This window comes from uncultured Aquimarina sp. (genome assembly GCF_947492405.1).
Classification (GTDB): domain Bacteria; phylum Bacteroidota; class Bacteroidia; order Flavobacteriales; family Flavobacteriaceae; genus Aquimarina.
The window spans coordinates 112,251-136,539 of record NZ_CANLMP010000007.1 but is presented as its reverse complement, the minus strand read 5'-3'; the positions used below and the strand labels follow the sequence as shown (position 1 = coordinate 136,539).

At 31.3% G+C, this 24,289-nt stretch carries 18 protein-coding genes; 1 reads left to right on the top strand and 17 read right to left on the bottom strand.

Translation table 11 applies throughout. The features are described from left to right. Positions 1-28: 28 nt before the first annotated feature. The 3 genes from Q0829_RS22215 to Q0829_RS22205 form a co-directional block, all read right to left on the bottom strand. A complete protein-coding gene (locus Q0829_RS22215; protein WP_298547089.1) occupies positions 29-1,645 on the bottom strand; it encodes a sodium:solute symporter in 1,617 nt (538 codons plus the stop codon). Between the two features lie 378 nt (positions 1,646-2,023). Next, complete coding sequence (locus tag Q0829_RS22210; protein ID WP_298547088.1) at positions 2,024-2,872, bottom strand: formylglycine-generating enzyme family protein; 849 nt, start codon at positions 2,870-2,872, stop codon at positions 2,024-2,026. A gap of 102 nt (positions 2,873-2,974) precedes the next feature. After that, positions 2,975-3,697, bottom strand: a complete 723-nt coding sequence (locus Q0829_RS22205) for a glycoside hydrolase family 11 protein (RefSeq protein WP_298547087.1) — start codon at positions 3,695-3,697, stop codon at positions 2,975-2,977. A gap of 545 nt (positions 3,698-4,242) precedes the next feature. Here Q0829_RS22205 and Q0829_RS22200 point away from each other — a divergent pair. After that, positions 4,243-5,274 (top strand): LacI family DNA-binding transcriptional regulator, encoded by a 1,032-nt coding sequence (locus tag Q0829_RS22200; protein ID WP_298547086.1) that lies wholly within the window; start codon positions 4,243-4,245, stop codon positions 5,272-5,274. A 41-nt stretch (positions 5,275-5,315) separates the two neighbouring features. Here Q0829_RS22200 and Q0829_RS22195 read toward each other — a convergent pair whose 3' ends face one another. From Q0829_RS22195 to Q0829_RS22130, 14 genes are all read right to left on the bottom strand, one after another. Continuing rightward, positions 5,316-6,347, bottom strand: a complete 1,032-nt coding sequence (locus Q0829_RS22195; protein ID WP_298547085.1) for an aldose epimerase family protein — start codon at positions 6,345-6,347, stop codon at positions 5,316-5,318. Positions 6,348-6,410: 63 nt separating this feature from the next. Continuing rightward, a complete protein-coding gene (gene xylA / locus Q0829_RS22190) occupies positions 6,411-7,736 on the bottom strand; it encodes a xylose isomerase (protein WP_298547084.1) in 1,326 nt (441 codons plus the stop codon). Further along, positions 7,736-9,226: an FGGY family carbohydrate kinase gene (locus tag Q0829_RS22185; protein ID WP_298547083.1), complete on the bottom strand. Its 1,491-nt coding sequence runs from the start codon at positions 9,224-9,226 to the stop codon at positions 7,736-7,738. The genes xylA and Q0829_RS22185 overlap by 1 nt, the downstream gene beginning before the upstream one ends. A gap of 257 nt (positions 9,227-9,483) precedes the next feature. Further along, positions 9,484-10,041, bottom strand: a complete 558-nt coding sequence (locus Q0829_RS22180) for a hypothetical protein (protein WP_298547082.1) — start codon at positions 10,039-10,041, stop codon at positions 9,484-9,486. A 12-nt stretch (positions 10,042-10,053) separates the two neighbouring features. Then, on the bottom strand, positions 10,054-12,537 hold the full coding sequence (locus Q0829_RS22175) for a WG repeat-containing protein (protein WP_298547081.1): 2,484 nt from the start codon (positions 12,535-12,537) through the stop codon (positions 10,054-10,056). 55 nt (positions 12,538-12,592) lie between these two features. Continuing rightward, positions 12,593-13,210, bottom strand: coding sequence for a hypothetical protein (locus tag Q0829_RS22170; RefSeq protein ID WP_298547080.1), 618 nt, complete (start codon positions 13,208-13,210; stop codon positions 12,593-12,595). Then, a complete protein-coding gene (locus Q0829_RS22165; protein WP_298547079.1) occupies positions 13,197-13,757 on the bottom strand; it encodes a hypothetical protein in 561 nt (186 codons plus the stop codon). Before Q0829_RS22165 ends, Q0829_RS22170 begins: the two co-directional genes overlap by 14 nt. 85 nt (positions 13,758-13,842) lie before the next feature. Beyond that, positions 13,843-14,574: a hypothetical protein gene (locus Q0829_RS22160; RefSeq protein ID WP_298547078.1), complete on the bottom strand. Its 732-nt coding sequence runs from the start codon at positions 14,572-14,574 to the stop codon at positions 13,843-13,845. Positions 14,575-14,807: 233 nt separating this feature from the next. Then, positions 14,808-16,418, bottom strand: coding sequence for a tetratricopeptide repeat protein (locus tag Q0829_RS22155; protein WP_298547076.1), 1,611 nt, complete (start codon positions 16,416-16,418; stop codon positions 14,808-14,810). A gap of 828 nt (positions 16,419-17,246) precedes the next feature. Beyond that, positions 17,247-17,819: a type 1 periplasmic binding fold superfamily protein gene (locus Q0829_RS22150; RefSeq protein WP_298547074.1), complete on the bottom strand. Its 573-nt coding sequence runs from the start codon at positions 17,817-17,819 to the stop codon at positions 17,247-17,249. Between the two features lie 12 nt (positions 17,820-17,831). Further along, a complete protein-coding gene (locus tag Q0829_RS22145) occupies positions 17,832-20,225 on the bottom strand; it encodes a TonB-dependent receptor (protein ID WP_298547072.1) in 2,394 nt (797 codons plus the stop codon). 71 nt (positions 20,226-20,296) lie between these two features. Next, a complete protein-coding gene (locus Q0829_RS22140; protein WP_298547070.1) occupies positions 20,297-20,584 on the bottom strand; it encodes a hypothetical protein in 288 nt (95 codons plus the stop codon). Between the two features lie 57 nt (positions 20,585-20,641). After that, on the bottom strand, positions 20,642-21,490 hold the full coding sequence (locus tag Q0829_RS22135) for an alpha/beta fold hydrolase (RefSeq protein ID WP_298547067.1): 849 nt from the start codon (positions 21,488-21,490) through the stop codon (positions 20,642-20,644). Between the two features lie 2 nt (positions 21,491-21,492). Then, positions 21,493-24,228, bottom strand: a complete 2,736-nt coding sequence (locus Q0829_RS22130; protein ID WP_298547064.1) for a PD-(D/E)XK nuclease family protein — start codon at positions 24,226-24,228, stop codon at positions 21,493-21,495. Positions 24,229-24,289: the final 61 nt, after the last annotated feature.

Here is a 24,289-nt window from a genome sequence, read left to right as displayed (position 1 = left end):
GAAACACGCTTTACGCAGATATTTGGTATCAACCGGTGAAATAAGTTAATATAGATACTACTACGACTACTAATAATACAGATAAAACAATATCAATCGGTGTATAACTATTTTTAGTTTCTTCTTTTTGTTCTGGTGACAATGTTCCAAATGCTAGACCTTTTATAGTAGTATAATCTGGAGCTGTCGTAACTAAACTAGTAACTATGCAAACTATTACCGAGAAGATAAACATAAAAATAGCCATATGTGCAAAATTGATAGTCGCAAACTGATATGCCAAACCTGACAAATCATCTTTGACAATTTCTGCAGTTATCCTAAAAGCTGCAATCAAAAGACCAGAAAACAATGTAACTATTGCAGCTTTAGAATTTACTCGTTTCCAAATAATCCCTAGTATAAATACGGCTGTAATAGGTGGTGCTATATAGGACTGTACACTTTGTAAATATTGATACAAAACGCCTCCACCTATTTTATTCATAATAGGAATCCAAATAATTCCTAGAACAACTACTAATGATGTTGCTACTCTTCCGATATTTAATAACTTTTTCTCTGGAGTTAAAGGCTTTAATTTTTTATAAATGTCTATTGTAAATATCGTAGAACAAGAATTAAATACAGACGCTAATGAACTCATTAAAGCCGCCATCAATCCTCCTGCAACTAAACCTTTTAATCCTGTTGGCAAAAGGGTTTTTACCAAAACAGGAAATACCTCATCCGCTTTATCATATGTTAAAACACCTTGTTTTGCTAAAGCAAAAGCTATAATACCTGGTATCAAAAAGATAAAAATTGGTAATATCTTAAGATATGCTCCAAAAATGGCTCCACGTCTACCTATTTTTATATTATTTGCAGCTAAAGTTCTTTGGACAATATATTGATCTGTACACCAATACCAGATACCTACAATAGTCCCCCCAAACAACAAACCTGTCCAAGGAAAATCTGGATCAGACATTGGTCGCCACATATTAAAATGATCAGAACCTACAGTAGTTCTTAGATTTTCCCAACCGCCTACTTCTTGTAATCCCAGATAGGTAATAATTAATGACCCGGCAATCAACACTACGGTTTGTAAGGTTTCTGTATAAATTACGGCTTTCATACCTCCTACTATTGTATATGCTCCTGTAAAAACAACAATCCCAATAGCTCCATACCAAAATGGTATACCTAGTAATTCTGAAACTACTATTCCCCCTGCATATATAGTTACCGATACCTTGGTAATTACATATCCAACTAAAGAAAAAATGGATAAAAACCATCGTGATCTGCTGTCAAATCTTTTTTCTAAAAACTCAGGCATGGTAAACACCTTACTTCTCATATAAAATGGTAAGAACAACCAACCTAATAATAGAACAATCCAAGCGTGTAGTTCGTAATGAGCCATTGGCATCCCTGATTCAGCTCCTGTACCGGCCAGACCAACTACATGCTCCGATCCTATATTAGAAGCAAATATTGATGCTCCAATAACAAACCAACCTACATTACGCCCTGCTAAAAAATAATCCGCTGTATCCTTATTTCTTTGTAATATTACCCAGACAGCAACTCCAATAAGTGCTAAAAAGTAAACACCTAATACTATCCAATCCATTTGTTCCAAAACTGATTCCATAAATATTCTTTGATTATTTCTATAATTTATATTGATTCATAATTCCTCGTAATATGATTCTAAATGACTATCTTATTTACTAAATTGTATTGGAAAATCCTTATAGATTATTATGTGATTGATAATTTCCAAAAACATAACTTAACAAATCATTTAGTTTTTACTTAAAATTTTATTAAAATCAAAACTATTGTGTGGTGCTTCAATTAGATGGAATATTTGAAGCGAATATTATAAATTATGATGCATCATGAAGTGTATTTTTCGATTTATAAAAAAAGATTTCTTTTTAGTATGCATAAGTATATAGTAATAAAAATGAAGAAGCAAGAAAGACTATATTATTAAGTATTTCTTAGTAAACTAACACTAAACAAATCAATTTTTATTTCTACAGATCCGGAAACCTTGATCAGGTCCTAAACCACTAGCTTCAAAATAATCTCTATTGTCATTTTTGGAGTAAATTTCTAGACCAATCCATCCACCACCTCTTTGTGAACGAAAATGTCCACGAGGTATTTGTTCATCTTCATACCAATCATCACACCATTCTCTAACATTTCCTGTTAAATCATATAAACCAAGTTCATTAGGGTTTTTGGTACATACAGGATGTGTTCTACATTGATTTGTTTTTAAAACACGATAATTCCATTTTTCTTTTAAAATAGCATCCCCGCTATTTCTCCAGTACCAGGATATCTCATCTACATTGTTGCTTCCGCTATATGAATAGTTTTTAGTTAACTGACCGCCTCCCGCAACATACTCCCATTCGATTTCTGTGGGTAAACGGTACCCATTTGCTTTTGGATTTTTCTTGACTAACCATTTGATACTATCGAACTCAGAGTTGTTAAACTCGTCTATAGAGTCTTTATAAATTTTATAATATGGTATTAATCCATCTTTTATACTTTTTTTGATACAAAATTCTACAGAATCATACCAACTCACCATTTCGACAGGTAGGCTATCTCCTTTAAACTTGGATGGGTTACTCCCCATTACTTCGATCCATTCCTTTTGTGTAACCTCGCTTTTGGCCATATAAAAATCATGTACATATGCATTTTTGCCATATAAATTAGATTGCTTATTAATAAAAGTTCCTCCTTTGATTAAAACCAGATTATCATTAATAACTTTTTTCGTTCCTTCCTGGCTACAGGAGGAAAACAACATTAGAAACCCAACACAAAAACAAAACAAAATTCTTTTCATAATGAATCAAAAATTAATAGCCTTTCTATCTTTAATAATTTGGTAAATACCATAAGGCCGAAATGATATCGGCCTTATAGTTTTTAGTATTTCATGTATTTATTACCAAATACTGGCATTGATTTTTCCCCAGTTACCTGTATAGGATTCGATACCAAAAACCTGATAGTCAAAATCCCTTAGATTTCCCCATTCTGATTTGTGTCCGCCATATTTATTCCAATGGTTAATATGTGCTTGCATATGAACCTGCTGATTAGAACCAGTAGGGGCATTACCATGCTCACTTATATATTGATAAAATGTTTTTGTCCCTAAAATTGAAGGAGCATTGGATCTCAATTGTTTCTTAAATTTATAGTTCTTGCCATTTACAGTATAATTCTTGTTTTGATTTTGACCTGTAATACTTCCTTTTTCTACCACATAATATTCTACAAGTGGAGTTTGTGTCCAACCATATACACCAACAAAGTTATAGGATCCCTGCAGCAATCCAATATTGTAGTTTATTCTTCTTCCATTACCAGTTGACCAACCTTTCCCTCCAACAATGTCCTGATTGTCATTGTATTCGATCTCAAAGTTACCGCCATATTGGTTCGCATAAGGAAATCTCAATCTACCCCATCCGCCTTCTTTATAAATAGTCCAAAAGTAACCCTGATTATATCCATCCGTGCGATTATCACTAATGTATCCATTATTATCTATCGACTTTTGTTCTATTTCCGTTGTTTCCGGAAGACTGTCAGAATTCAAATCATCAGAGCAATTAGTAAATAAAAACAGACAGAGTACTGAGATGCTTAAAAAAGTTTTCATAATTAAATATGTTTAAGTTAGAATAATTTAAAAATTCATATTCAATTATCAATAACACCTTTTTAGGTTTGATAAATTACGAATACGAATGAATTTGTGTTAAAAATTTAGTCAATGCTTAAAATTATAATTCAGTATAAAAACAATTGATAATTTTATTGATTTTAAATCTAATTCTACGAAAACTTTTCGTAAACACTTATACGCTTAGAAAACAATACATTACTTATTTACTTATGAAGGTGTCGCTTCAACTTATTTTTAAAAGTGATATTTTACAAGACCTACTCTGAGAAAATGAATACTTATTCACTTCTAATCCGTCTAAAAGAGGTAGCTCTAAAATATTTGAAGCAATCTTTACAAATTTTGTTGCAATTAGAATTTCACATCCTTACAAATTAAATTATTAAGATTACTTTACAGTAAAGGTTTATTTACTTGATCTTTATGAATAAATTATTAAAACTTTTCATGAAATTTTGATATCTCAAAACACACTGCTCTTAGCCATTATTTAGTCAAAAACGTCTTTAAAAACTAGTATGAAAAAAAAGAGAATTACATTAAAAGATATTGCAAAAAAATTCAACGTTTCTATTGCTACGGTTTCAAAAGCTCTTAATGATAGTTATGAAATCAGCAATAGCACTAAATCTATGATTCAGGAATATGCTAAAGAGCTTCAATACAAATCTAATAATAACACTTTTGCGAGTGAAAGACATAAAAACACTAAAACAATAGGAGTTATTATACCCAATATGCTTAATCACTTCTTTACTAAAGTTTTTGTTGGCATAGAAAAGATTGCAACAGAAAAAGGATATAATGTTATTACCTGTATTTCTAACGAATCTAGAGAAAAAGAAGTCGCAGCTATGGAGCTATTAAAAAACTCGGATTTAGATGGATTTATATTGTCAATTGCAGAAGAAACACAAATCAAAAAGGATTTTAGTCATTTTCGGAATGCAATAAATCAAGGGATCCCAATCATAATGATTGACAGAGTTACTGATGAAATAGAATGCGACAAAGTTATTGTAAATGATGAAGAGGGAGCATTTAATGCCGTTAATTATTTTATTAAAACAGGCTGTAGAAATATTGCAATAGTTTCTAACATACACCAACTTAGTGTTGGAAAACTTAGACTTAAAGGATATAAAAAAGCACTTACAGAAGCAGATATACTAATTGACGAAGACTTAATACTTAAGGTTGACGAATTCAATGACATTAATACTTTGCTAAAAATATTACTTGACTCGAAAAAAGTCGATGCTATATTGTGTCTTGAAGAAGACTCTGCTATTAGCACTCTAAAAATGGTATTATCTAAAAAGTATAAGGTACCCGAAGATATTTCTATTATAGGCTTTACCAATGGTGTTCTTCCTCGTCATGTAACACCATCTATTACTACCGTAAGTCAACACAGCATTTATCTTGGAGAAGCTGCTACAAAAATCCTTATTGACAAAATAGAAAATGAAAACATAGAAACTTCTTATACCACTAAAGTAATAAAAACGAACTTGATTGAAAGAGAATCTACAAAACGTCTTCATTAGAGTAGGGCAGTAGTAGAAACTAGCTTATAATTTTATCTGTTTTAAACAATTGAAAACTCAAAAATACTTCTGTTTTCATATTCCTCTCCTGCTTTTAATAAAGGAGATGGGAAATGCTGATGATTAGGTGCATCAGGATAATTTTGATTTTCAAAACAAATAGCAGGAAAACGATCATATTTCGCTTGATTTTTAAAATTCCAATTAGGGAAATTTTCCGGAGTATAAATCACCACTGCGGGTTGATTTGTTTTGATTTTCATCTGTAAACCACTCGCTGGAGCAACAAGTATAGCTTTGACTGTATCAATTGATGCTCCTTTTTTAGTATTATAAATAATGGTATCATCTATTAGACCAAAACTTACTAAAGACTGTAAGCTTTTCTGCTCTAAAAAATCAAACTTAGTGCCAGCAACTGATCGTAGTTTTCCTGTGGGTAATTGTTTCGTATCAACTTCTAAATATTTTGGACAATCTAAAAATAAGGAATGATCCAAAATGTTATTTGACCCATTGAGATTAAAATACGCATGATTGGTAAGGTTCACGAAAGTATCTTGATCTGAAACCGCTTTATAAGTAATTGTTACATTGTTATCATCAGATAACTGATACATTACTTTTATCTCTAAATTTCCAGGATACCCTTCTTCCATATCCTTGCTATAATATGAAAACACTACTGTATTTATTTCTCGACTAATAGTGTCTACTTTCCAAAGTTTTTTGTCGAAACCTTGAAATCCTCCATGTAAATGAACTCCTGCTTTTTGATACAACTTATATTTATAATCATTAAGCACAAAACCTCCTTTACTAATTCTACCTGCATACCTCCCTATAGAAGCTCCTAAAAACTTAGCACTTGGATGGTATGCAACTTCTTGGTAATCTTTAACAGCATCGAGACCAACAATGACATTAACAAATTCTCTTTTTTTGTTTAGGATCTCTAAACCAATAATAGATGCGCCGAAATTAGTTAAGGTTAACTTAGTTCCTTGATCATTTGTGAGTGCTACACAAACACAATCTGTATATTCCTGTTTATCCACAATTTCATGAGTCATTTATCACAACTATTATCTTTTGTTTGGTATTACTATAATATCTGGAAATCTTTTAGGAAGCTATTAAATGTATTGGTTTATAATATTCTCAAAAAGCTCTTGCTTGCCACTTTGTAAAGAAAGCTCACCATTATTTGATGCTATTTCATATAGATCCTTTAAATTTAATGTACCGTTTTCGAACTCTTTCCCTTTTCCAGTATCGAAGGAACTATATCTATCTTTTCTCAATTTTTCATATGAAGAAGAAGTGATTATTTTATCTGCGGTCATCAATGCTCTAGCAAAGACATCTGCTCCTCCAATATGCGCTAAAAAGACATCTTCTAAATCTGTAGAATTCCTTCTTATTTTCGCATCAAAGTTAACTCCTCCTCCTTGTAATCCACCTGCTTTAAGAAATACTAACATTGCTTCGGTAACTTCCAAAATATTATTAGGAAACTGATCCGTATCCCATCCGTTTTGATAATCTCCTCGATTAGCATCTATACTTCCTAACATTCCTGCACTTGCCGCTACCTCTAATTCATGTTGAAATGTATGCTGTGCTAAGGTTGCGTGGTTTACTTCTATATTAATCTTAAAATCTTTTTCTAAACCATATTCTTTAAGAAATCCTATAGCCGTGGCAGTATCAAAATCATACTGATGCTTAGTAGGTTCCATTGGTTTAGGTTCTATAAAAAACGTTCCTTTAAACCCTTCTGCTCGTGCATAATCTCTAGCCATTCTCAAAAATTCGGCTACATGATCTAATTCCCTCTTCATATCTGTATTGAGCAAGGACATATACCCTTCTCTACCTCCCCAAAACACATAATTTTCTCCATCTAATGCTATGGTAGCATCTAATGCTGATTTAACCTGAGCACCTGCTCTTGCTAACACGTTAAAATCAGGATTGGTTGCTGCACCATTCATATATCTAGGGTTAGAAAAACAATTTGCTGTACCCCATAATAGCTTAATACCGGATTCTTTTTTCTTACCCTTTACATAATCAACAATGGTAGTTAATCTTTTCTCTGATTCTAATAGCGATGGGGCTTCCTGAACTAAATCAAAATCGTGAAAACAGAAGTAATCAAACCCCATTTTACTAATAAACTCAAATGCCGCATCTGCCTTATCTTTTGCTGCCTGAATTGGATCAGAAGATGTATCCCAAGCAAAGTTTTGAGTTCCCCAACCAAATGGATCAGCTCCTTGACCACAGAAGGTATGCCAATATGCTATAGCAAATTTAAAATGTTCTCTTAGTGTTTTTCCCGCTACAATTCTTTCTGGATCGTAATACTTAAATGCTAACGGATTGTCAGATTCTTTCCCTTCAAATTTAATTTCACCTATTCCTTTGAAATATTCTTTATCTCCTAGTACAACCATTACTTATTTTTTAAAATTCTATTTAATTCATTTTTCCATTTTTGGTAAGCCAATTGATAATCATTATTGTTATCTAAAGGGTGATAGGTCATCACTTTATCATTTTTTATTATCATCTCACCAATATCTTCAAACGCACCGTGCGTCCATCCTGCTGCTCTAGCTGCTCCTATAGCGCCTGTTGTATTATAAATTTCTATTTCTTGATCTATTAATGTAGAGACTGTATTAGAAAAAATTTCAGATCTAAATAGATTATCATTTCCAGCCCTTAGCACCTTTATATCAGCACCATCTTTTCTTAAAATTTCCATCCCATACACAAAAGAAAATGCAATTCCTTCTAATGTTGCTCTACATATGTGTGATCTAGTATGTTTATTTAAATTGATATTACAAATTTGGGTTCCTATTGTTTTATTTTCAAACATTCTCTCGGCACCATTACCAAAAGGTATTATTTGTAGATCATCTGATCCTACGGCAACTTTTGAAGCAAGCTCATTCATAGACTGATAGGAATTGGTCTCTAGGTTAAGATTATCTTTTAGCCATCTATATTGAATACCGGCTCCATTAATGCATAGTAATTTACCTATTATTGGTTTTTGCTCACTATAGTTAACGTGTGCAAAATTATTATACTTTACAGGCTCTTTTCCGGATACATTATCTGTTACAGCGTAAATAACACCAGAAGTTCCACCTGTTAGTGCTACTTCTCCTGGATTAAAAACATTGAGAGACAACGCATTATTAGGTTGGTCACCTGCTCTATAAAAAATAGGAGTTCCTGCTTGTAAACCACTTTCTTGAGCTCCTTTACTATGCAATTCTCCTTGGTTAGAAAAAGTATCTGCTATATCTGGTATTAAACTTGGGTCAATACCATAATGCTCTAAAAGCCAGTTTGCAGGCTGCTGTTTTTTGTAATCCCATAGTATTCCTTCAGACAACCCAGATGTAGTTGTATTGATACTACCAGTAAACTTATAAGCGATATAATCACCTGGTAACATAAACTTAAATGCTTTCTTATAAATACTCGGTTCATTATCTCGTACCCATTTTAATTTAGAAGCTGTAAAGTTTGCAGGAGAATTAAGAAGATTTTCTTTACATTTTTCTTCTCCTAATTCTTTAAAAGCTTTATTTCCAATATCAACGGCTCTACTATCACACCAGATAATTGAATTTCTCAATAAACTCCCTTCATTATCTACCAAAACAAGTCCATGCATTTGATACGATATTCCTATTCCTAAAACTAGTTCAGGAGCAATGGCGTTTTCTTTTATTAATCGTTTACAAGCAATACAAACATTCTCCCACCAGAAATCTGGATCCTGTTCTGCCCAGTCTCTATTTACAGAGATAATATCCATCTCTTCTTTCGGTTCATTTATTGAAGCAATACTTTTTCCATTCTCTGAATCGATCAACGCTGCTTTAACAGATGAACTTCCTATGTCAAATCCTATATAATACATCCGGCACTTTGGTTATTGGTTATAAAAATCTAAAAACTATATTGATTACAATCGATAAGTTAGGGATATGAACGAAAACTCATATGTAAATTTTCGTAAAAATTGACAAATAGGAGAGTGCATTTTCCTTTTTTAAGGAAAAACTAATTTGGTACAGATATCGTTATGGAAGAGATTTAAAAAAAGATCTTTGCCATTTTTACTGAATTTAAGCAATGAAAAAACTCTTTACATTACTATTGTAGTGCGTATAGTCATTAAAACAAGTTTCCGTCTTGATCACTAACTCTAGTGAGTTCATTACCTTTTTTTAATACAAATTGTAACCCATGTTCTTCTTCCCATAAACAGTTACACAAGATTTGCACATAAATTTCATCATGCATCTGATGTCTATCTTTAGTAACAATAATCTCTGTTGGTGTTATGTATTTCCAAACTTTTTTGGGCTCATTAAGAGACAAAAGAGGTAACATCCGTTTCAACTCACGAACCATCCATTTTGGTTTATCAGAGGTGGATTGATAGGTTTCTATAGTATCCAGGTAACCTACTGCATTATTAAATGCGATCCAATTTTCAAAAGATCTTTTGGAAGCTTCCTTTATAACGGAGACATCAATATTCATAAAATTAGAAAGCACTTGATCTATCGTATTTAGATCCATATCAGATACCTCACTAAAATTTAATCGATATGGTATTGCTTTGTTCTCAAAAAAAGGGGTTGCTACTGGTTTAATAGTTATCCAATCCTTTTCTAAAGGCCAATTTCCAATATCTTGTTTTAGTACTCCTAATATTTTCGATTCCATTACTTTCCGAATTTATTGCATATCATCTCCATCAAAGTCTAAATAACCTTCCTTTACATCAGGTGACCCTTTTTTACCTATTCTGTAAAAGATTCTTTTTTCTGGTACTACAGGAAATAATCTGTCATATTTCTTTGTATTAATAGGTACTCCTGAGTCATTAACGATAAACGTTTTTTTATTTTTTGTAACAATGAATAGGCGTTTTTTCGGGATTCTAAACACGCTTTTAAAAGACGTTTTATGTAATCTATTTCCTTTTATATCTGCAATGAAAACTTCGTTTGGACGAGTTACAATTTTTCTATTGATATCCTTACAGATTCTAGAAAACTCTTGTACTATATTTCCTTGATAATCTAAATATCCATCTTTATTGTCTACAGATCCATAAGATCCAATTCGATAATAAACTACCTTTTCTTTATAATGAGGATATAACATATTATATTTATTGCTATCCAAAGGTTTTCCATTTCGATCAATAAAAAAATCTTTATTATCTCTGGTTGCCATATATGTTATAGGTGTTTTTTTACCCAATACTCTAATACTGGTGAAAGGTTTTTCATGAAGTATTGTACCTGTATAGTCAGCTAAATAATATTCTTTATTTTTTTTTCTTAGTCCTATACGTTCTGCTTCTTTATAAAAAATTATTGTTTCATAAGAAGAAGGAATAATAAACTGATTCTTATGTGTGTCAAATAAACCAAAGAGAGAATCTCTAACATTCAAAAAAGAAGTTTCTTCTATTTGATATATACTTTCGTATTTAGGTTGTAAAACAATTAGACCTTTTCTATTCGCCCATCCGTTATATTCTTTCTTTTTTTCTGTTTCCGAGGATTCTTTATTTACAATGCTGTCTATAGTTAATAAAAACCCTTGCTCGTGACTTCTAATATTCTCATATTTTGTAGGTAAAATAATTTTTCCTGTATCAGAAATAACTCCTTTGGTACCCCAACCTTTATCACTAATAAAAATATATGTAGAATCATTCTTATCCATATATGCTGATCTAAACCTATTTAAATATGGTTTTAGCATTTTTTTAAAAGGATATTTTTCTAATTCCAAACGTTCTATTATCTGATAAAATTTAACAGCAAGTCGTAAAGAAATATTTTTTGAAAATGAACCTTCTTTCATTTTAAAAAATAAGGTATACCCTTGATACTCCCTAAAAACAAAAGGTTTATACAATTTATCTTTTGTTAATAATACAATACTGTTTTCAGTTTGAAAAATAATAGATGCTTCAGGATATTCTTTTAATATCTCTTTTTTAATTTTATTTACTGACACATCGGATATAGAGAAAAAACCAGAATATGTATTGTACTTCTCTAGATAAAACCCCTTTGGTAACCGTTTCTCTACAAAATGATCCGGTCTCATTTTATCTTTTAAGCTTTTATTTACCTCTTTTTCTATTCTTTTGAATATCTCTTTTTCTTCATGTGTGTTCAGAAATGCTGCTGCTTCTGTAAAAAGAGGTTTTAAATCCAATGTTTTTACTTTTGAAATTATATTTACTGAATTGAAAATTCTGTAAAATTCTTTTAGTTCTTCTATGTTTTGGCTTTCTGCTTCGGCTATAGCATAGGTTTGATTATTTATTTTTTTGACACCGATAAATCTATACTCATTAAAAAATTTGAATAAAACCACATTCTCATCCTGAAAAAATACTTCTTGCCTGTAATTTGGAGCCACTGCTATATACTCACCTATAGTAATCGGTTCTTTAGAAGTTATAATACCAACATTCATATGGCCATCATAACTATTTTTATACTTCCCGATAGTAATCCCACCGAGAATACTATCTTTTTTTAATTCATAGAAAGATGTTTTTTCTCGTGAATTCTTAAGATATTTTGAAGTATACTCTATGGGTATAGACACTCCATAATCACTTGTTTCAATAGCATTAATATATCCATCCAATGATCTTTTTCCTTCGGACAAAAAATCCTGAGCAAATTTATCGTTTTCCTTTTTTTTCTTTCTTTTAAACGTTGCTATTCGGGTCTTAATGTCAACTAATTCATCATCATTCTCAGACACCTTTTTAAGTTTCATTTTTATATGATAATCTAAAGATTCTGTCAATGAAAAATTGATCTTTAGTTTAATTGAGAATTGATCTTCATCAATAAGATGCAAGGTGTTCTCAGAATCATCCAGAATCTTTAATGCTTTAAAATCAATCTGATCTTTTTGTACTTTTTCTTTAGTATATGCATTGATATAAGAGACAGCAGCATCCGTTTCTATAAAATAATAAGATTGTTGAGGCAAAGAATCGATAGCAGTACTCCAATTAATCGACTTCTTTGTCTTTTCTGGTATATTGTATGATAAACTATCAATAATATAATAACCTTCTGTTGGCAGAATTCTTTCTGTTTTTTGAGCGTATGAATTACAAAATGCAAAAACAATATAGATGAAGGTTAATAATTTAGAAATGGGAAATTTTAGCATTTTACTTCTTGCTTGTTAATGTTTATAATATTCAATGAATGATACGCTTATCATCTTACTTAATTTCTCTTTTCAATAATTCCATTTGCCAATCTCCTTGATTTTTAGTGATCTTGTGGATTAAATTTTCGGTTTTATTGGATACTGGATAAAAAATCGTAGTATAAATTTCTACTTCATCCATTGCTAGAGGATTTTCGGTAATTTGAACAAAAGCTTTTTCTTCAAAAAGTCTTTTTTCTAATTCTTTATTAGCTTGAATGGTTTTATCTTCTAATTGCATTAGTTCGCCTTCATTACCTCTATCAACCCAAAGTATCTTTGTTCCATTGTTTGTTTCTATTTTTTCCAAAAACGTAGGGTATTGAACTAAATCTTTATATTTTTTAAAATATTCTTCTAATCCATTTTTCTTTAATTCTTTATCATACTCCATAGCTCCTGTACCGCAATAAAATATTCTGCTTTCGCGCTGTACTAATAAAGTATCAGTTCCATTCTCAAACCGAAAGTTATTCAGATACTTTTCGTATGGAGATGTTTGGTCTTGATTTGCAGTCAAAACAACATCTTTTTCCTCTGGAGCTTGTATCTTTTTGTTTTGCGAAGTACAAGACGTTATTATGAAGATCATAGTAATTATTACACCGAAATATTTCTTAAAATCTAACATCTATTTTATTTTGTTTTGCATAGGGAATTGCTATTTCCATAAGTGTTTCTCGCTTTATGTGATACTGATTAACTGAATTCTCTAATTTCATCATCGCAGCGTCTAAATCTTCAGATGACGCCTTTTTATCCATCAATTTAGCAATTTCAATATAATCATTTTCATAAATTGATTTCACAAATTCAAAAACTTCTAAAGAGGTTTGTATCAAGTCTTCTGTCTCCGGAGTTACTTTTAGTTCTTTAATTTTTTTAATATCTTCTTCTAAAAAGGTCATTTTCATCCCTCTTATATGGGTTTCATAGCTTTCTGTAGTCTTAAATCCTCCCTCAGAAAAACTACCATACAGCATGTTCGCTTTTTTAGAAGCTTTCATCTCTGCAAAATCTCTAGCACCTAAATTGTGATACCTATTCGTATTTAAAGTTGTCCTACCAAAATAATTCTCTGGCGTATACATATTACACCCTTGAAAACATACTGTTAACATTAATAAAACAAGGGATTGTTTACTTTTTACAATTGTGTTTTTAAAAATTCTTCTCATGGTTTTAAACATAAATTAATCAAAAATGAAATGATCTAAAATAGTTAGTTTTATAGGCTTGTCGATTCTACTTACTATTACATAATTAATTCGCCGAAATTTTATAGTTTCTTACATCCTTATGAATCACTTGAGATTCGAATTTCATTTTTTTATTTGGTGATATAATCTTTATTTCGCGATCTTCTGTAACTTTAAATTTACCTTCGAAAATTATGAATTCGAAATTAGTATAATCAGTATCTAAAGTATTAAAAGTGGCTTCTCCTAAATCAAAACTTGTTCTATAACTGATAATACTATCAGCTGGATTCACATATATTATTTTTATCCAACCATAACTTTTTTCAGGTATATCTGAATTAGATATAGACTGAGTAATAGCACCGTAGTATTTATCTCCTATTTTTGGCAAACTTGTAAATTCAACAAAATCATTCTTGAGTTGAATTACTTTTTGATTGAAATAATAAAAAATAGTTACACAAATCAACAAGACTATTATTCCCGCTATAGCATTTGTAACTTTTCCAAAACTAGAATATTTCCTCTCTGCACCTGGCACCGGATAGTCTAACGCATACTGCTTTGCGCTTTGTTTCATTTCATAAGTCCAATCTTCTTTCGGAATATCCAAGCCGTTAGACGCGAAATAAAAAACCACCAATGGTTTCTTTTTTATATTTACTGATATTTTAGAAGACACTATCTGTTTATACAACTGTACTTTTATCAGTTCCCTTGTTTCACTATATGGTGACACAAATTTACTTTCGAAACTTTTATACAGCTCTATAGATTCTTTTCTTCTTAACATTGATGAATTCTTCTTTTTTTAATCTTGTCGAAAGGAAACTTTCGAATTTATCATAAGGTTATTTTATCTATAATTTGATATTCGTCAAATTCATATAGAACCTTATTAATTAAGACATCCCAATGTTAAAAAGAAATACTGTGAAAATGGTTCCATCTTATAATTTGAAACCTGTAAATGTTATAACAACAATTATTAATTAGGAAAAAACAGACCTAGTAAGAGATATACAATTAATCCAAAATAAGATGTTGTTTTTGATACTCTGAAGGTGTCGAGCCTACTAGGTTTTTAAAAACCCTATTAAATGAAGTTTTACTGGAGAAACCGGCCTCGTAACCAATAGATAAAATCTTATACTGTTTGTATTTAGGATTTTTCATCAATGATTTTGCCTCACTTACTCTGTATAAGTTAATAAAGCTATTGAAATTTCTATGAAAACAAACATTCAACACCTCAGAAAAAAGATGAACACTCATGGATAAATCACTTGCTATATCTGATTGTTTAATCTCATGATTCAAATATGGTTTTTCACTATCCATATAGTCCAGAATTTGTTGCATATATAATTTTCGATCATCTAAAGTAAGTGATGAATTCTGGTAAGAAGTAAGATTAATATCCTTCCTGTTTTTAGTATTCTTAGCGATCCTTTTTAGCTTTACCTGTAGCTCTTCATTTTCATTAGTCAATAGTTCTTTATCTGCTTTTAGTCTCAAAGATTCAGATATAAGTCTTTTTCTTTTTTTCTTATATATCACAAAAGAACCTATTAGTAAAATCAATAATAAACATCCAAAAATTAGATATACTTGTTTCTCTCTGGCAAGAAACTTAAGTTCCTCTGTTTGCTCAGTTAATAATTCTGTCTTTTCTTCGGATTCTATTTCTAATTGTTTTTTTTGTGCTTTAGAAAGCGTATTTAGATATTCTTCATTAGCCTCTGTATAATACTTCTGTTCTTCTAAAGATTTTTTGAAATCTCCATTAGCCTCATATACTTTAGCAAGTAGTTTATGAGCATCTTTTCGGATTTTAAAAAAGTTTCCAGAAACAGCAAGATCTCTAGCCTTTATTAGATATGAAAAAGCTTCAGTTGGTTTTTTATTACGAACCATTGCATCTCCTATAAGTATTAGAGCATTAGCCTTTTGTTTTTTAGAATCTTCTTCTGTAATAGCTGCTAATATTTCTTTACAGTAAAAAACAACCTTATCATACTCTTCTAATGCTAAAAAACTATCACTTAAGTTTAAAAGAATACTTATAATCGCACCTTTGCGATTTAATTTTACGGCTAGATCTTTAGCTTTTAGACTATATTCTACTGATTGGCAATACTCTTTTTTAGCAGAAGCAGCGATTCCTAAGGCATTATAAGCCATCATCAAATAATGCTCAGATTGATCGATTGTTGATGCAAGTTCGACTACTTCTTTCATTGCAGCAATCGCCTTATCATATTCTTCGATCTTATTATATAAATTACCCAAGTTTGCCAACACTATAAGTTCTGCTCTCTTATTTGGTGGAAGCTTACTTAGATTATCCGAAACTTCTAAATACTTTTCGATTGCTTTATCTAATTGATCAACATTGCTATAATAGATTCCTAAGTTTACTAAGGCTTGATTCTTTAAATCATCTAATTCATGGGTATTAGCAATCTCTAAAATAGCATCACAATATTCTTTAAAAGTTTTAAAATCTCCTTTTTGATGAGCTTGTACAGACAACTCTTGATATTTAGAAATACTATCAATCGATAAACTAAATTTAGATTCCTTAACTGTAGTAACTGTATCTAGCTCATTTTGTGCAACTAATAAACATGGCATAAAAGCAAGGAGTATGTAAAGAAGGATGCGCATGTATTAAGAATCAACTGGTGATAAACTGAAGTATCAAACAAATGTATGATGAATATCTGTTTTTAGGAAATAATTTGATGTGGCACTTCTTTGCTTATCAAATAGTTTAAAATTTATGCATTGATACTACATTAAAAAAAACAACCCTCAGGCTAACTACTTCCTGAGGGTCTGAATTGAAACTAAATTATAATATTTAACACAAACTCAACTTATACATAATTATGATTGTTTCAATTTTGCTGTTTTTTTGGTTAGGTTTTTACGCCGCGAATATAAGAGCTAATCTTTAAATATTTAAACCAATTTCAAGTGGTAATACATATTTAACGATGCCATAATATCTCATTAAAATTCCTGAGATTAACTCACTAAAAATCAACATTTACTATATATTAGTATCTTTTCTCTCTAATTTGTTACCATATTCTTAGCTGTTTTACGCCTAAAAACTCATAAGTCGATACTTATTTGACAATATTTAATCAAAGTTTATGCCGAATTTCGAATGTAATGGTTAAAATCTTGTACTAAATAAAAGAACCCTCAGGATAAAATATCCCAAGGGTTTGATTGAAACAAATCTGTACTAATAATAAAATACACAAACTCAACTTATTATTATACTATGATTATAGCAGTTTCAATTTTACTGAATGTTGTGGTTTATTCTTTCTAAATTAAAATACAAGACTCTCAAGGTAACTACTTCTCAAGAGTCTTGTCTTGAAAAAAATGTTTGTTTATATTATAAACAAACCCAACTTATAATTGTTCTAATTTATTTCTATTATCCTATTGTATTGTAACATTAAAGGACTGCGTAATATCTGTGTCTCCACCAGCATCAGCTAATGTTCCATCATTAGGCTTTGTAGGCTGGTGACGTAACGTAACAGAAAAACTACCTGTACTAGCATCTGTGGTAGTAAGACTAAAAGTAATCCCAACTGGATTAGTTCCAGTATTAGGCGGATAATCTGCTTCTGTATCTGTATACATTGTTGTTGCATTTAAAGTACCAGCTACTTCAAAAAAGAATTGGTGCTCATCTGCTTCTTCTTCAATTTCTTCATTAACATTTTCTGCTGGTGTTTCAGTTTCATTAAGTAATACTACCCCTCCAGTATAAGTTGTATTGGCTGATAATGGTCCAGATATATCAATCACAGGTGCATTAGGGCCATCAGGGCCATCCAAGTCACGAGATATTAAAGTAACTACATCTGTTCCTGCAGTTAAAGTAACTGTCATAGTTGTTATAACCTCTTCTTCATTTACTACTGCGGGGTTGTCATCATCGTCAGAACAAGAATACGTTAATACACTTGCGATTGCTAACATTGATAAAAATTTACGTGTGTTCATCATTTAAAAAATTTAATAGTTAAAAGTTAATCTCAATAAAAAGTTTCGTCCTACTTCATCTGCAAAATAGCGTTGACGGTTCAGATAGTTTCTATATTTGTTATTTGTAATATTATTTATAGTTACACCAATATTTAATTCATTTTCCTTAAAGAAAGGAATCTTAATATCTGCATTCATATGTAAAAGGTGGTAATCTCCAGGTGGTGTATTAATATCTAAAAGAACATCTTCTTGCTCTTGAGGTGAAAAAACAATAATATTATCCGGAAATTCATTTTGTCTAAAGGTATAATCACTTTCAAGACTCATCACTAAGCCCATCCAATCCTCTTTTTGAAAAACAATGCTATTTCTAAAATTAGCTGCAGGAATGTTAATAAGCGGTATATCCGTTTCAGTATCTTTCCCTTTCACCAAAGAAAATTGATGATTCGTTTGCCAATTTGCGAGCCATTTCTTAGTCAGTTTAGCATCAATCCCTAATAATCTTGCATTAGTTTGTCGATATTCCCAAACTGGGAATGCACCTCTAATAGAGAGCTCAACATTCGTAGGTTCTAATAGGATATAATCATTAATGAAATTAGCATAAGGAGCAATTTCCCAGGTCCAGTTCTCATCATTCTTCTGAAAAGAGAATGAGAGTTTATGAGATGTTTCTTGATCAATTCTTAGATCTCCAAGTTCGATTCGAGATGCTGAGTGGTGTAAGCCATCACTAAATAATTCTGAGGGATTTGGCGCTCTTTGAGCTAGTGCATAATTACCTCTTAGCTCATAACTATCTCCAAAAACATAATTAAAACCTGTTGTTGCAGAAATACTATGATAATCAAACTTTGGGTTTGTAAGCCATTGCGTACCTTCGTCTGCAATAATAAGATCATTAAATTCTTGATCGTACCCTCGCTCTTCCCATCTGGTTTTTATATAAAATTTCTTAGCATCGATTTGGTTATAATCATACCGCACACCTGCATCGATAGTTACATTATCATTGATATCGTACTTACCAGATATAAATAATCCTGCATCATATTTATCATAATCCGGAATTAACCTTCTGGCTCTTGTACTGGGGTCGGCAAAATTATCTTGGTAACGCATTACTATCCCAAAATCCAGGTTATAATCAAATTTAGAGTCTAGAACAAAATCAGAAGTAAGTGTATGCGTTGTGAGTTCCAAATCTAAACTTGGAATTTTTCTTAACTCCTCAGTTTGTCTAATATCAAATTCGAAGCGTTGGTTATGTTGAAAATCGTATTGGGTAGTCCATTTACCTAATTTTTCAAATCTCTTAAAGTAACGTAATCTAGCTAGATGATGTGTAACATCTTGTTTTGGATTATCTATTGTATAAGTGAAGTTTTCTATAACAGATGGTTGACCACTATTAATGGATTCAATGAGATCATCTGCATTTCCAATATGGGATGCAGCAAGAACTCCTATTTCGTTTTGGTAATATGAATAATAAACATCCCAACCTTGAGTAAATTTATTATTTCCGAAGGATAAAGATCCTCCTCTTTCAAAAATACCAGTGTTAGATAAAACATAATCAGGTGATTCTACATCTCCAAATCTTTTTAAGGTTCCTTGCGCTTTCAAAAACCACCCAGATTTATATCCTTTAATTATCTCAGAAGAGATGGTTCCGCCTCTACCGTTAGAAGCACCAGTAACAACAGTTTTTCCAAATAATGTATCTTTTGCAGGAACTTTGTTGGGTTCCATAACAATAACCCCACCAATAGCATCTCCTCCATAACGCAGTGCAGCTGCTCCTTTAACAACAGTTACATTACCCGCAGTATTGATATCTACATTAGGCGCGTGTTCGTCTCCCCATTCCATATCTTGCATCCGTACACCATTATTCATAATTAATACTCTACTCCCGCTTAAACCTTGAATAATTGGTTTCACAATTGTAGAACCTGTATTGAGAGAGGAAACACCAGTAATCTCTCTAAGTGCATCTCCTAAGGCTGCACTACTATATCTTTCTATAACATCTTTGCTAATAGTTTCTTCTTGAGAAGAGGATGTTTTAGTCTTATTATTACCAGAAACTTTTACCTCTAATAATTCGTTCAAATGATGTTCCAAATAAAAGTCTTTATTGGAAATCTCATTGATATCAATAGTAACCACCTGAGAATTACAATCCTCATGTGAAATCGTAAATGCGTAAGATGTGGCACAAAGTCCTGAGATTTTATACATCCCGTTACTATCAGTTTTAATTGTTGTACTATTAAAAGTAATCGTTGCTCCTTCTAGGGAAACTCCATCGTGAAAATCAATTACACGACCAGAGAGTGTTTTATTACAATCTTGAGCGAATAAATAATTAACTGCTAGAAGAAACACAATACATAATGTGTTTCGTTTCATTCTAAAAATAAAAAAGGGTCTCTATTGCTGACAAGCAATAGTAAAATCGGTATAAAAACCTGATTGATTGATTAAGCTACAGGAGGTGCTTTATTGAGAAAAGAATAGTGTGCTTCTCTATCAAAATAGGTGTCTGAATTATTGATCTTAATACGATCTTCTGGAATAATAATCTCTTTTGGTATTTCTGTAGTGTCCACAGAAACAAAATCATCATCCAGATTTTCTGAAGCCAGTTGACATATTTTACAATCTAAGTCATTAGCATCATGACTTAAGGCATGCAAATCCAATACCTGTATAAGACTGAAAACTATCAGAAATACAGAAGCTATAATATGTCTTTTATTGGTCTTCACAATCGCAAATAAACAAAAAAAAATCAAAACCTATCTAAATTCAATAACTAAAGTGTGTTAAAGTATTGCAAATGCTATGGATTTTTCAGTAATTATTGTTAAATCTTTAGGCATTTCTTTTTGTTTCCAGGGATGCTTTGCTCCAAAAACGTGATCTGCTCCTTTTACCAAAAACAACTCACTTCTTGGGTTCCAACTATGTAAATCTTCGGCCTCTTGTAAGGCAACTGTAGGATCTTCTGTTCCGTGAATAATTAAATGTGGAACATCAATTTTTTTTGTTGCATTAGAAATAGTAAGCCTTTCTTTGTTTTCTATAAATGATGTATAAAATTGAAACCTATGTGGCATTTGTTGTTTGGTTCTACCATTTTCGACATAAAATATCCCATCATCTTTCCAGGTTTGGAATGCTTCTCCAATAAGAAATCTCTTTTCATAATCTGAAACACCAGCCCAGGTAATTAGTTTTGTAATTCTAGTATCTTCTGAGGTTTTGATAGTTGTAATTCCACCTGCTCGAGAATGTCCTATCAGCGTTACGTTTTCTTGATTTATTAATTGTTTGTATTCGAAATTAGAAGTAGTAATATGATCTAAAACAGATGCTAGATCATCTAGTTCTATTATATAATTGTTCTCCCCAAAAGCTTCTAAATCAAGAAAGTCTAATGGTTGCTGTATAGTTCCTCCGTTATGAGAAAAATTAAATTTCACGAAGAAAAACCCAGCTTCTGCGAATGATTTTGCTACCAGATGCCAAGCTCCCCAATCCTTAAATCCTTTATATCCATGACAAAAAATGACTACAGGCTGCTGCTTTTTCTGATCATCATAAAAAACATCCATAAGAATTGGTCTTTGATGTTTTCCATTTACAATTATATCTTTTTTCTCTATAATCATAACTATACTTCTTTTTCCTTAAAAGGAATTTCTAAGGTAGAAATTTCCGTAATTAATTTTTTTAATTGCAGTAAGTATTCATCAAACACTTCGGTAGTTATTTCATAATCAACTTTTCCTCTTACAGATGTTTTGGTTCCAAATTTTAAAAATCCTTCTTTAAGGTTTTTAAAAGAAATGATTCCTGCCTGAAAAGGTTCTGATAGTGATTGTTGATTATATTGCATATACCCATATGCTAATACTTGTATGGCTTTGCTATACTTATAATCTTCTGTAACCACATCCCAATCCATCAAAACTACATCACTTTTGGTCACTTTACCAGTTTTATAATCAATAATTCGTAATTGTCCATCTAATTCATCAATACGATCTACTTTCCCTTTAATAAAAACAGGAAAGTCCAGTTCAGGAATCTTTAATTCTGTTTTTAGATTACTTTCTATGGCGATAATTTTTAGTTTCGATCCCGATGTAAGAGTCTTCTCTTCGGTTTTAAGAAAATTATAAATATACCTTTTAGCTACCTCAAAGATCAGTAGGTTTTTACCTTGTGTAATATCCAATTTAGAATACTCTTTTCGAAAATGATATTTGATTTCGGTATCAATTTGAGCAATCATCTTTGTAATGTCTTCTACAGATATAAACCTGTTTTCTAAAGGTTTGTACAAATTTTCCAGCGTATTATGGATCACTGTTCCTAGGGTGTTTGCAGCAATCGTTTCCTCTACTTGATCACTTTCTCTGATTCCTAATACGTATTTATAGTAAAAATCAATAGGGTTTCTTATGTAAGATGTTAATGCAGAAGGTGATAACCCATTTAACGCTAACTCCTTTATTTTTTCAATTATAGCATTATTCTTTTCAACAACTAATGGTTCGTTTTTAAGCTTAGGTATTTCAGAAGATGCTATATATTTAGATAATTGATGTGCCGGTATTTTATCTATTTCTAATTGATGTAAAAATCTACTTTTCTCTCCTCCTCCGACTCCTTCATCTTCTGTATTATATATTAGATATACGTTTTTTGCTCTCTGAATTAAACGATAAAAGTGATATGTATATATTGCATCCTTTTCTTTATATGTTGGGAGATTATAGGCTCTCTTAAGGTCATAGGGTATAAAGGAATTCATACTTTTCCCTGCTGGAAGCACACCTTCATTGACAGAAGTAATTATTACAGTTTCAAAATCTAAACAACGAGACTCTAACATACCCATTAACTGTAATCCACTAAAAGGTTCTCCTCTAAAATCTAATGTCTCAGAGTTAATAATATCTTTATATAAATGATATAAAGAAGATACCGTTGTGATGTATTGATAGTTTCTACTAAGAGTTAACAGTTTATTAAAAACAAGATGAAAATGATACACATACTCTAATTCTAATGAATCTTTTTCCTTATCTAAACTTTCTTTTAACAACTGGGTTATTTTTCTACATTGTTCTATGGCTTTTGATGCTTTATTCCAGGGTGAGAATAATATTTCCAAAACTTCTCTTTGTATTTCACTAGCTTCGTTTTGCAATTTTTCCAAAGAAATGAAAATAAGATTTTCTCTTGAGATCTTCGTGATCAATTGATTTGTCAAAGAGCCCAATAACCAATAACTAGGTTGACTATTCAGAATCTCTAGTACAGACTTATAGTATAGTCCTTTAGGATGTCTCGTCTTATGGAGTTTAAATAACAGCTCAAAAAACGAAGCTACCGGGACATCTTTCAGAGGTAATCCCATCGTAATATTGAGTGAAGTAATAGATTCGGGTAATGAGTTTAAAACTGGTAATAACAGCGATTCATCAGCCAATACTAACGCAGTTTTTTCTATATTTTCTAACGGAATAGTTCTAAGTATCTGACCCGCTAATTTAGCCTGACCAACATTTTTAGGAACTCCGATGAGTTTAATATCTTTTGAAGATGAAAAATTATCCCTAATCCATTTAAAGGGTTGTTCTTTATAATAATTCCATTGATTTTTATAATCTCTTAGAAATAAAGAAGCTTCGTGATATTTGTTTTCTAAAAAGAAGGTGTCTACATCCCAATACACCTCTGCAGCATTAGCTTCTAGCAATGACTGAAAAATAACTTGCTCCGCATTATTAAGTGCATTAAAACCTACTAAAACATGTTTCTGATCATTATTCTTAATATAACTTCCTATATTCTCTGAAGCTTTTCTGTATAGCAATCCTTGATAACCAATCTTCTTTTCCAGAAGTTTTGTTTTAAAATTGGTATAATAATCTGATAGATTATTCCAAAAACTTATATACTGCTGTATCAGTTGGGTTTTTTCTTTTTGAAGATACCAATGATTTAGATCTTGTATGCCCGAGAGGTATGAAAAAAAAGTTTCATTATCAATACAATAACGATCGATTTCATTAAAATCATGCACCAGCGTCTGAGCCCAACTACTGAATGTCTCTAAGTTTTCTTTTTCTAAATGAGTATGGGTTGTAAGATAGGTCTCGTAAAACTCGAACAAGGTTTGTGTGGCATCAATCTGACGTAATCCTGACAATTGCGTGATGAACTCCTCTATACTAAGAATGATAGGTGCAAAAAATGTTTGATCAGTATACTTTTCAAGCAATTCCTTTTTAAGAAAAAGCCCTGCTCTTTTACTAGGTAGTATAAAAATAAGCTCACTTATATTATGATCTTTTTTTTGTACTTCTGATATAACTTCTTTTAAAAAACTATCCACCCATTAAAAATAAAAAACGTCCCGAATAATCGGGACGTTTTGTATATGTATTTATATTATT

Excerpts from the sequence above, each read along its gene's own strand:
- Q0829_RS22180 (WP_298547082.1), bottom strand. The coding sequence starts at position 10,041 with ATGGAATCGAAAATATTAGGAGTACTAAAACAAGATATTGGAAATTGG.
- Q0829_RS22170 (WP_298547080.1), bottom strand. The coding sequence starts at position 13,210 with ATGTTAGATTTTAAGAAATATTTCGGTGTAATAATTACTATGATCTTC.
- Q0829_RS22165 (WP_298547079.1), bottom strand. The coding sequence starts at position 13,757 with ATGAGAAGAATTTTTAAAAACACAATTGTAAAAAGTAAACAATCCCTT.
- xylA (WP_298547084.1), bottom strand. The coding sequence starts at position 7,736 with ATGGTTGTACTAGGAGATAAAGAATATTTCAAAGGAATAGGTGAAATT.
- Q0829_RS22185 (WP_298547083.1), bottom strand. The coding sequence starts at position 9,226 with ATGTATTATATAGGATTTGACATAGGAAGTTCATCTGTTAAAGCAGCG.
- Q0829_RS22175 (WP_298547081.1), bottom strand. The coding sequence starts at position 12,537 with ATGCTAAAATTTCCCATTTCTAAATTATTAACCTTCATCTATATTGTT.
- Q0829_RS22195 (WP_298547085.1), bottom strand. The coding sequence starts at position 6,347 with ATGACTCATGAAATTGTGGATAAACAGGAATATACAGATTGTGTTTGT.
- Q0829_RS22150 (WP_298547074.1), bottom strand. The coding sequence starts at position 17,819 with ATGAACACACGTAAATTTTTATCAATGTTAGCAATCGCAAGTGTATTA.
- Q0829_RS22205 (WP_298547087.1), bottom strand. The coding sequence starts at position 3,697 with ATGAAAACTTTTTTAAGCATCTCAGTACTCTGTCTGTTTTTATTTACT.
- Q0829_RS22210 (WP_298547088.1), bottom strand. The coding sequence starts at position 2,872 with ATGAAAAGAATTTTGTTTTGTTTTTGTGTTGGGTTTCTAATGTTGTTT.
- Q0829_RS22215 (WP_298547089.1), bottom strand. The coding sequence starts at position 1,645 with ATGGAATCAGTTTTGGAACAAATGGATTGGATAGTATTAGGTGTTTAC.
- Q0829_RS22155 (WP_298547076.1), bottom strand. The coding sequence starts at position 16,418 with ATGCCATGTTTATTAGTTGCACAAAATGAGCTAGATACAGTTACTACA.
- Q0829_RS22135 (WP_298547067.1), bottom strand. The coding sequence starts at position 21,490 with ATGATTATAGAGAAAAAAGATATAATTGTAAATGGAAAACATCAAAGA.
- Q0829_RS22200 (WP_298547086.1), top strand. The coding sequence starts at position 4,243 with ATGAAAAAAAAGAGAATTACATTAAAAGATATTGCAAAAAAATTCAAC.
- Q0829_RS22160 (WP_298547078.1), bottom strand. The coding sequence starts at position 14,574 with ATGTTAAGAAGAAAAGAATCTATAGAGCTGTATAAAAGTTTCGAAAGT.
- Q0829_RS22145 (WP_298547072.1), bottom strand. The coding sequence starts at position 20,225 with ATGAAACGAAACACATTATGTATTGTGTTTCTTCTAGCAGTTAATTAT.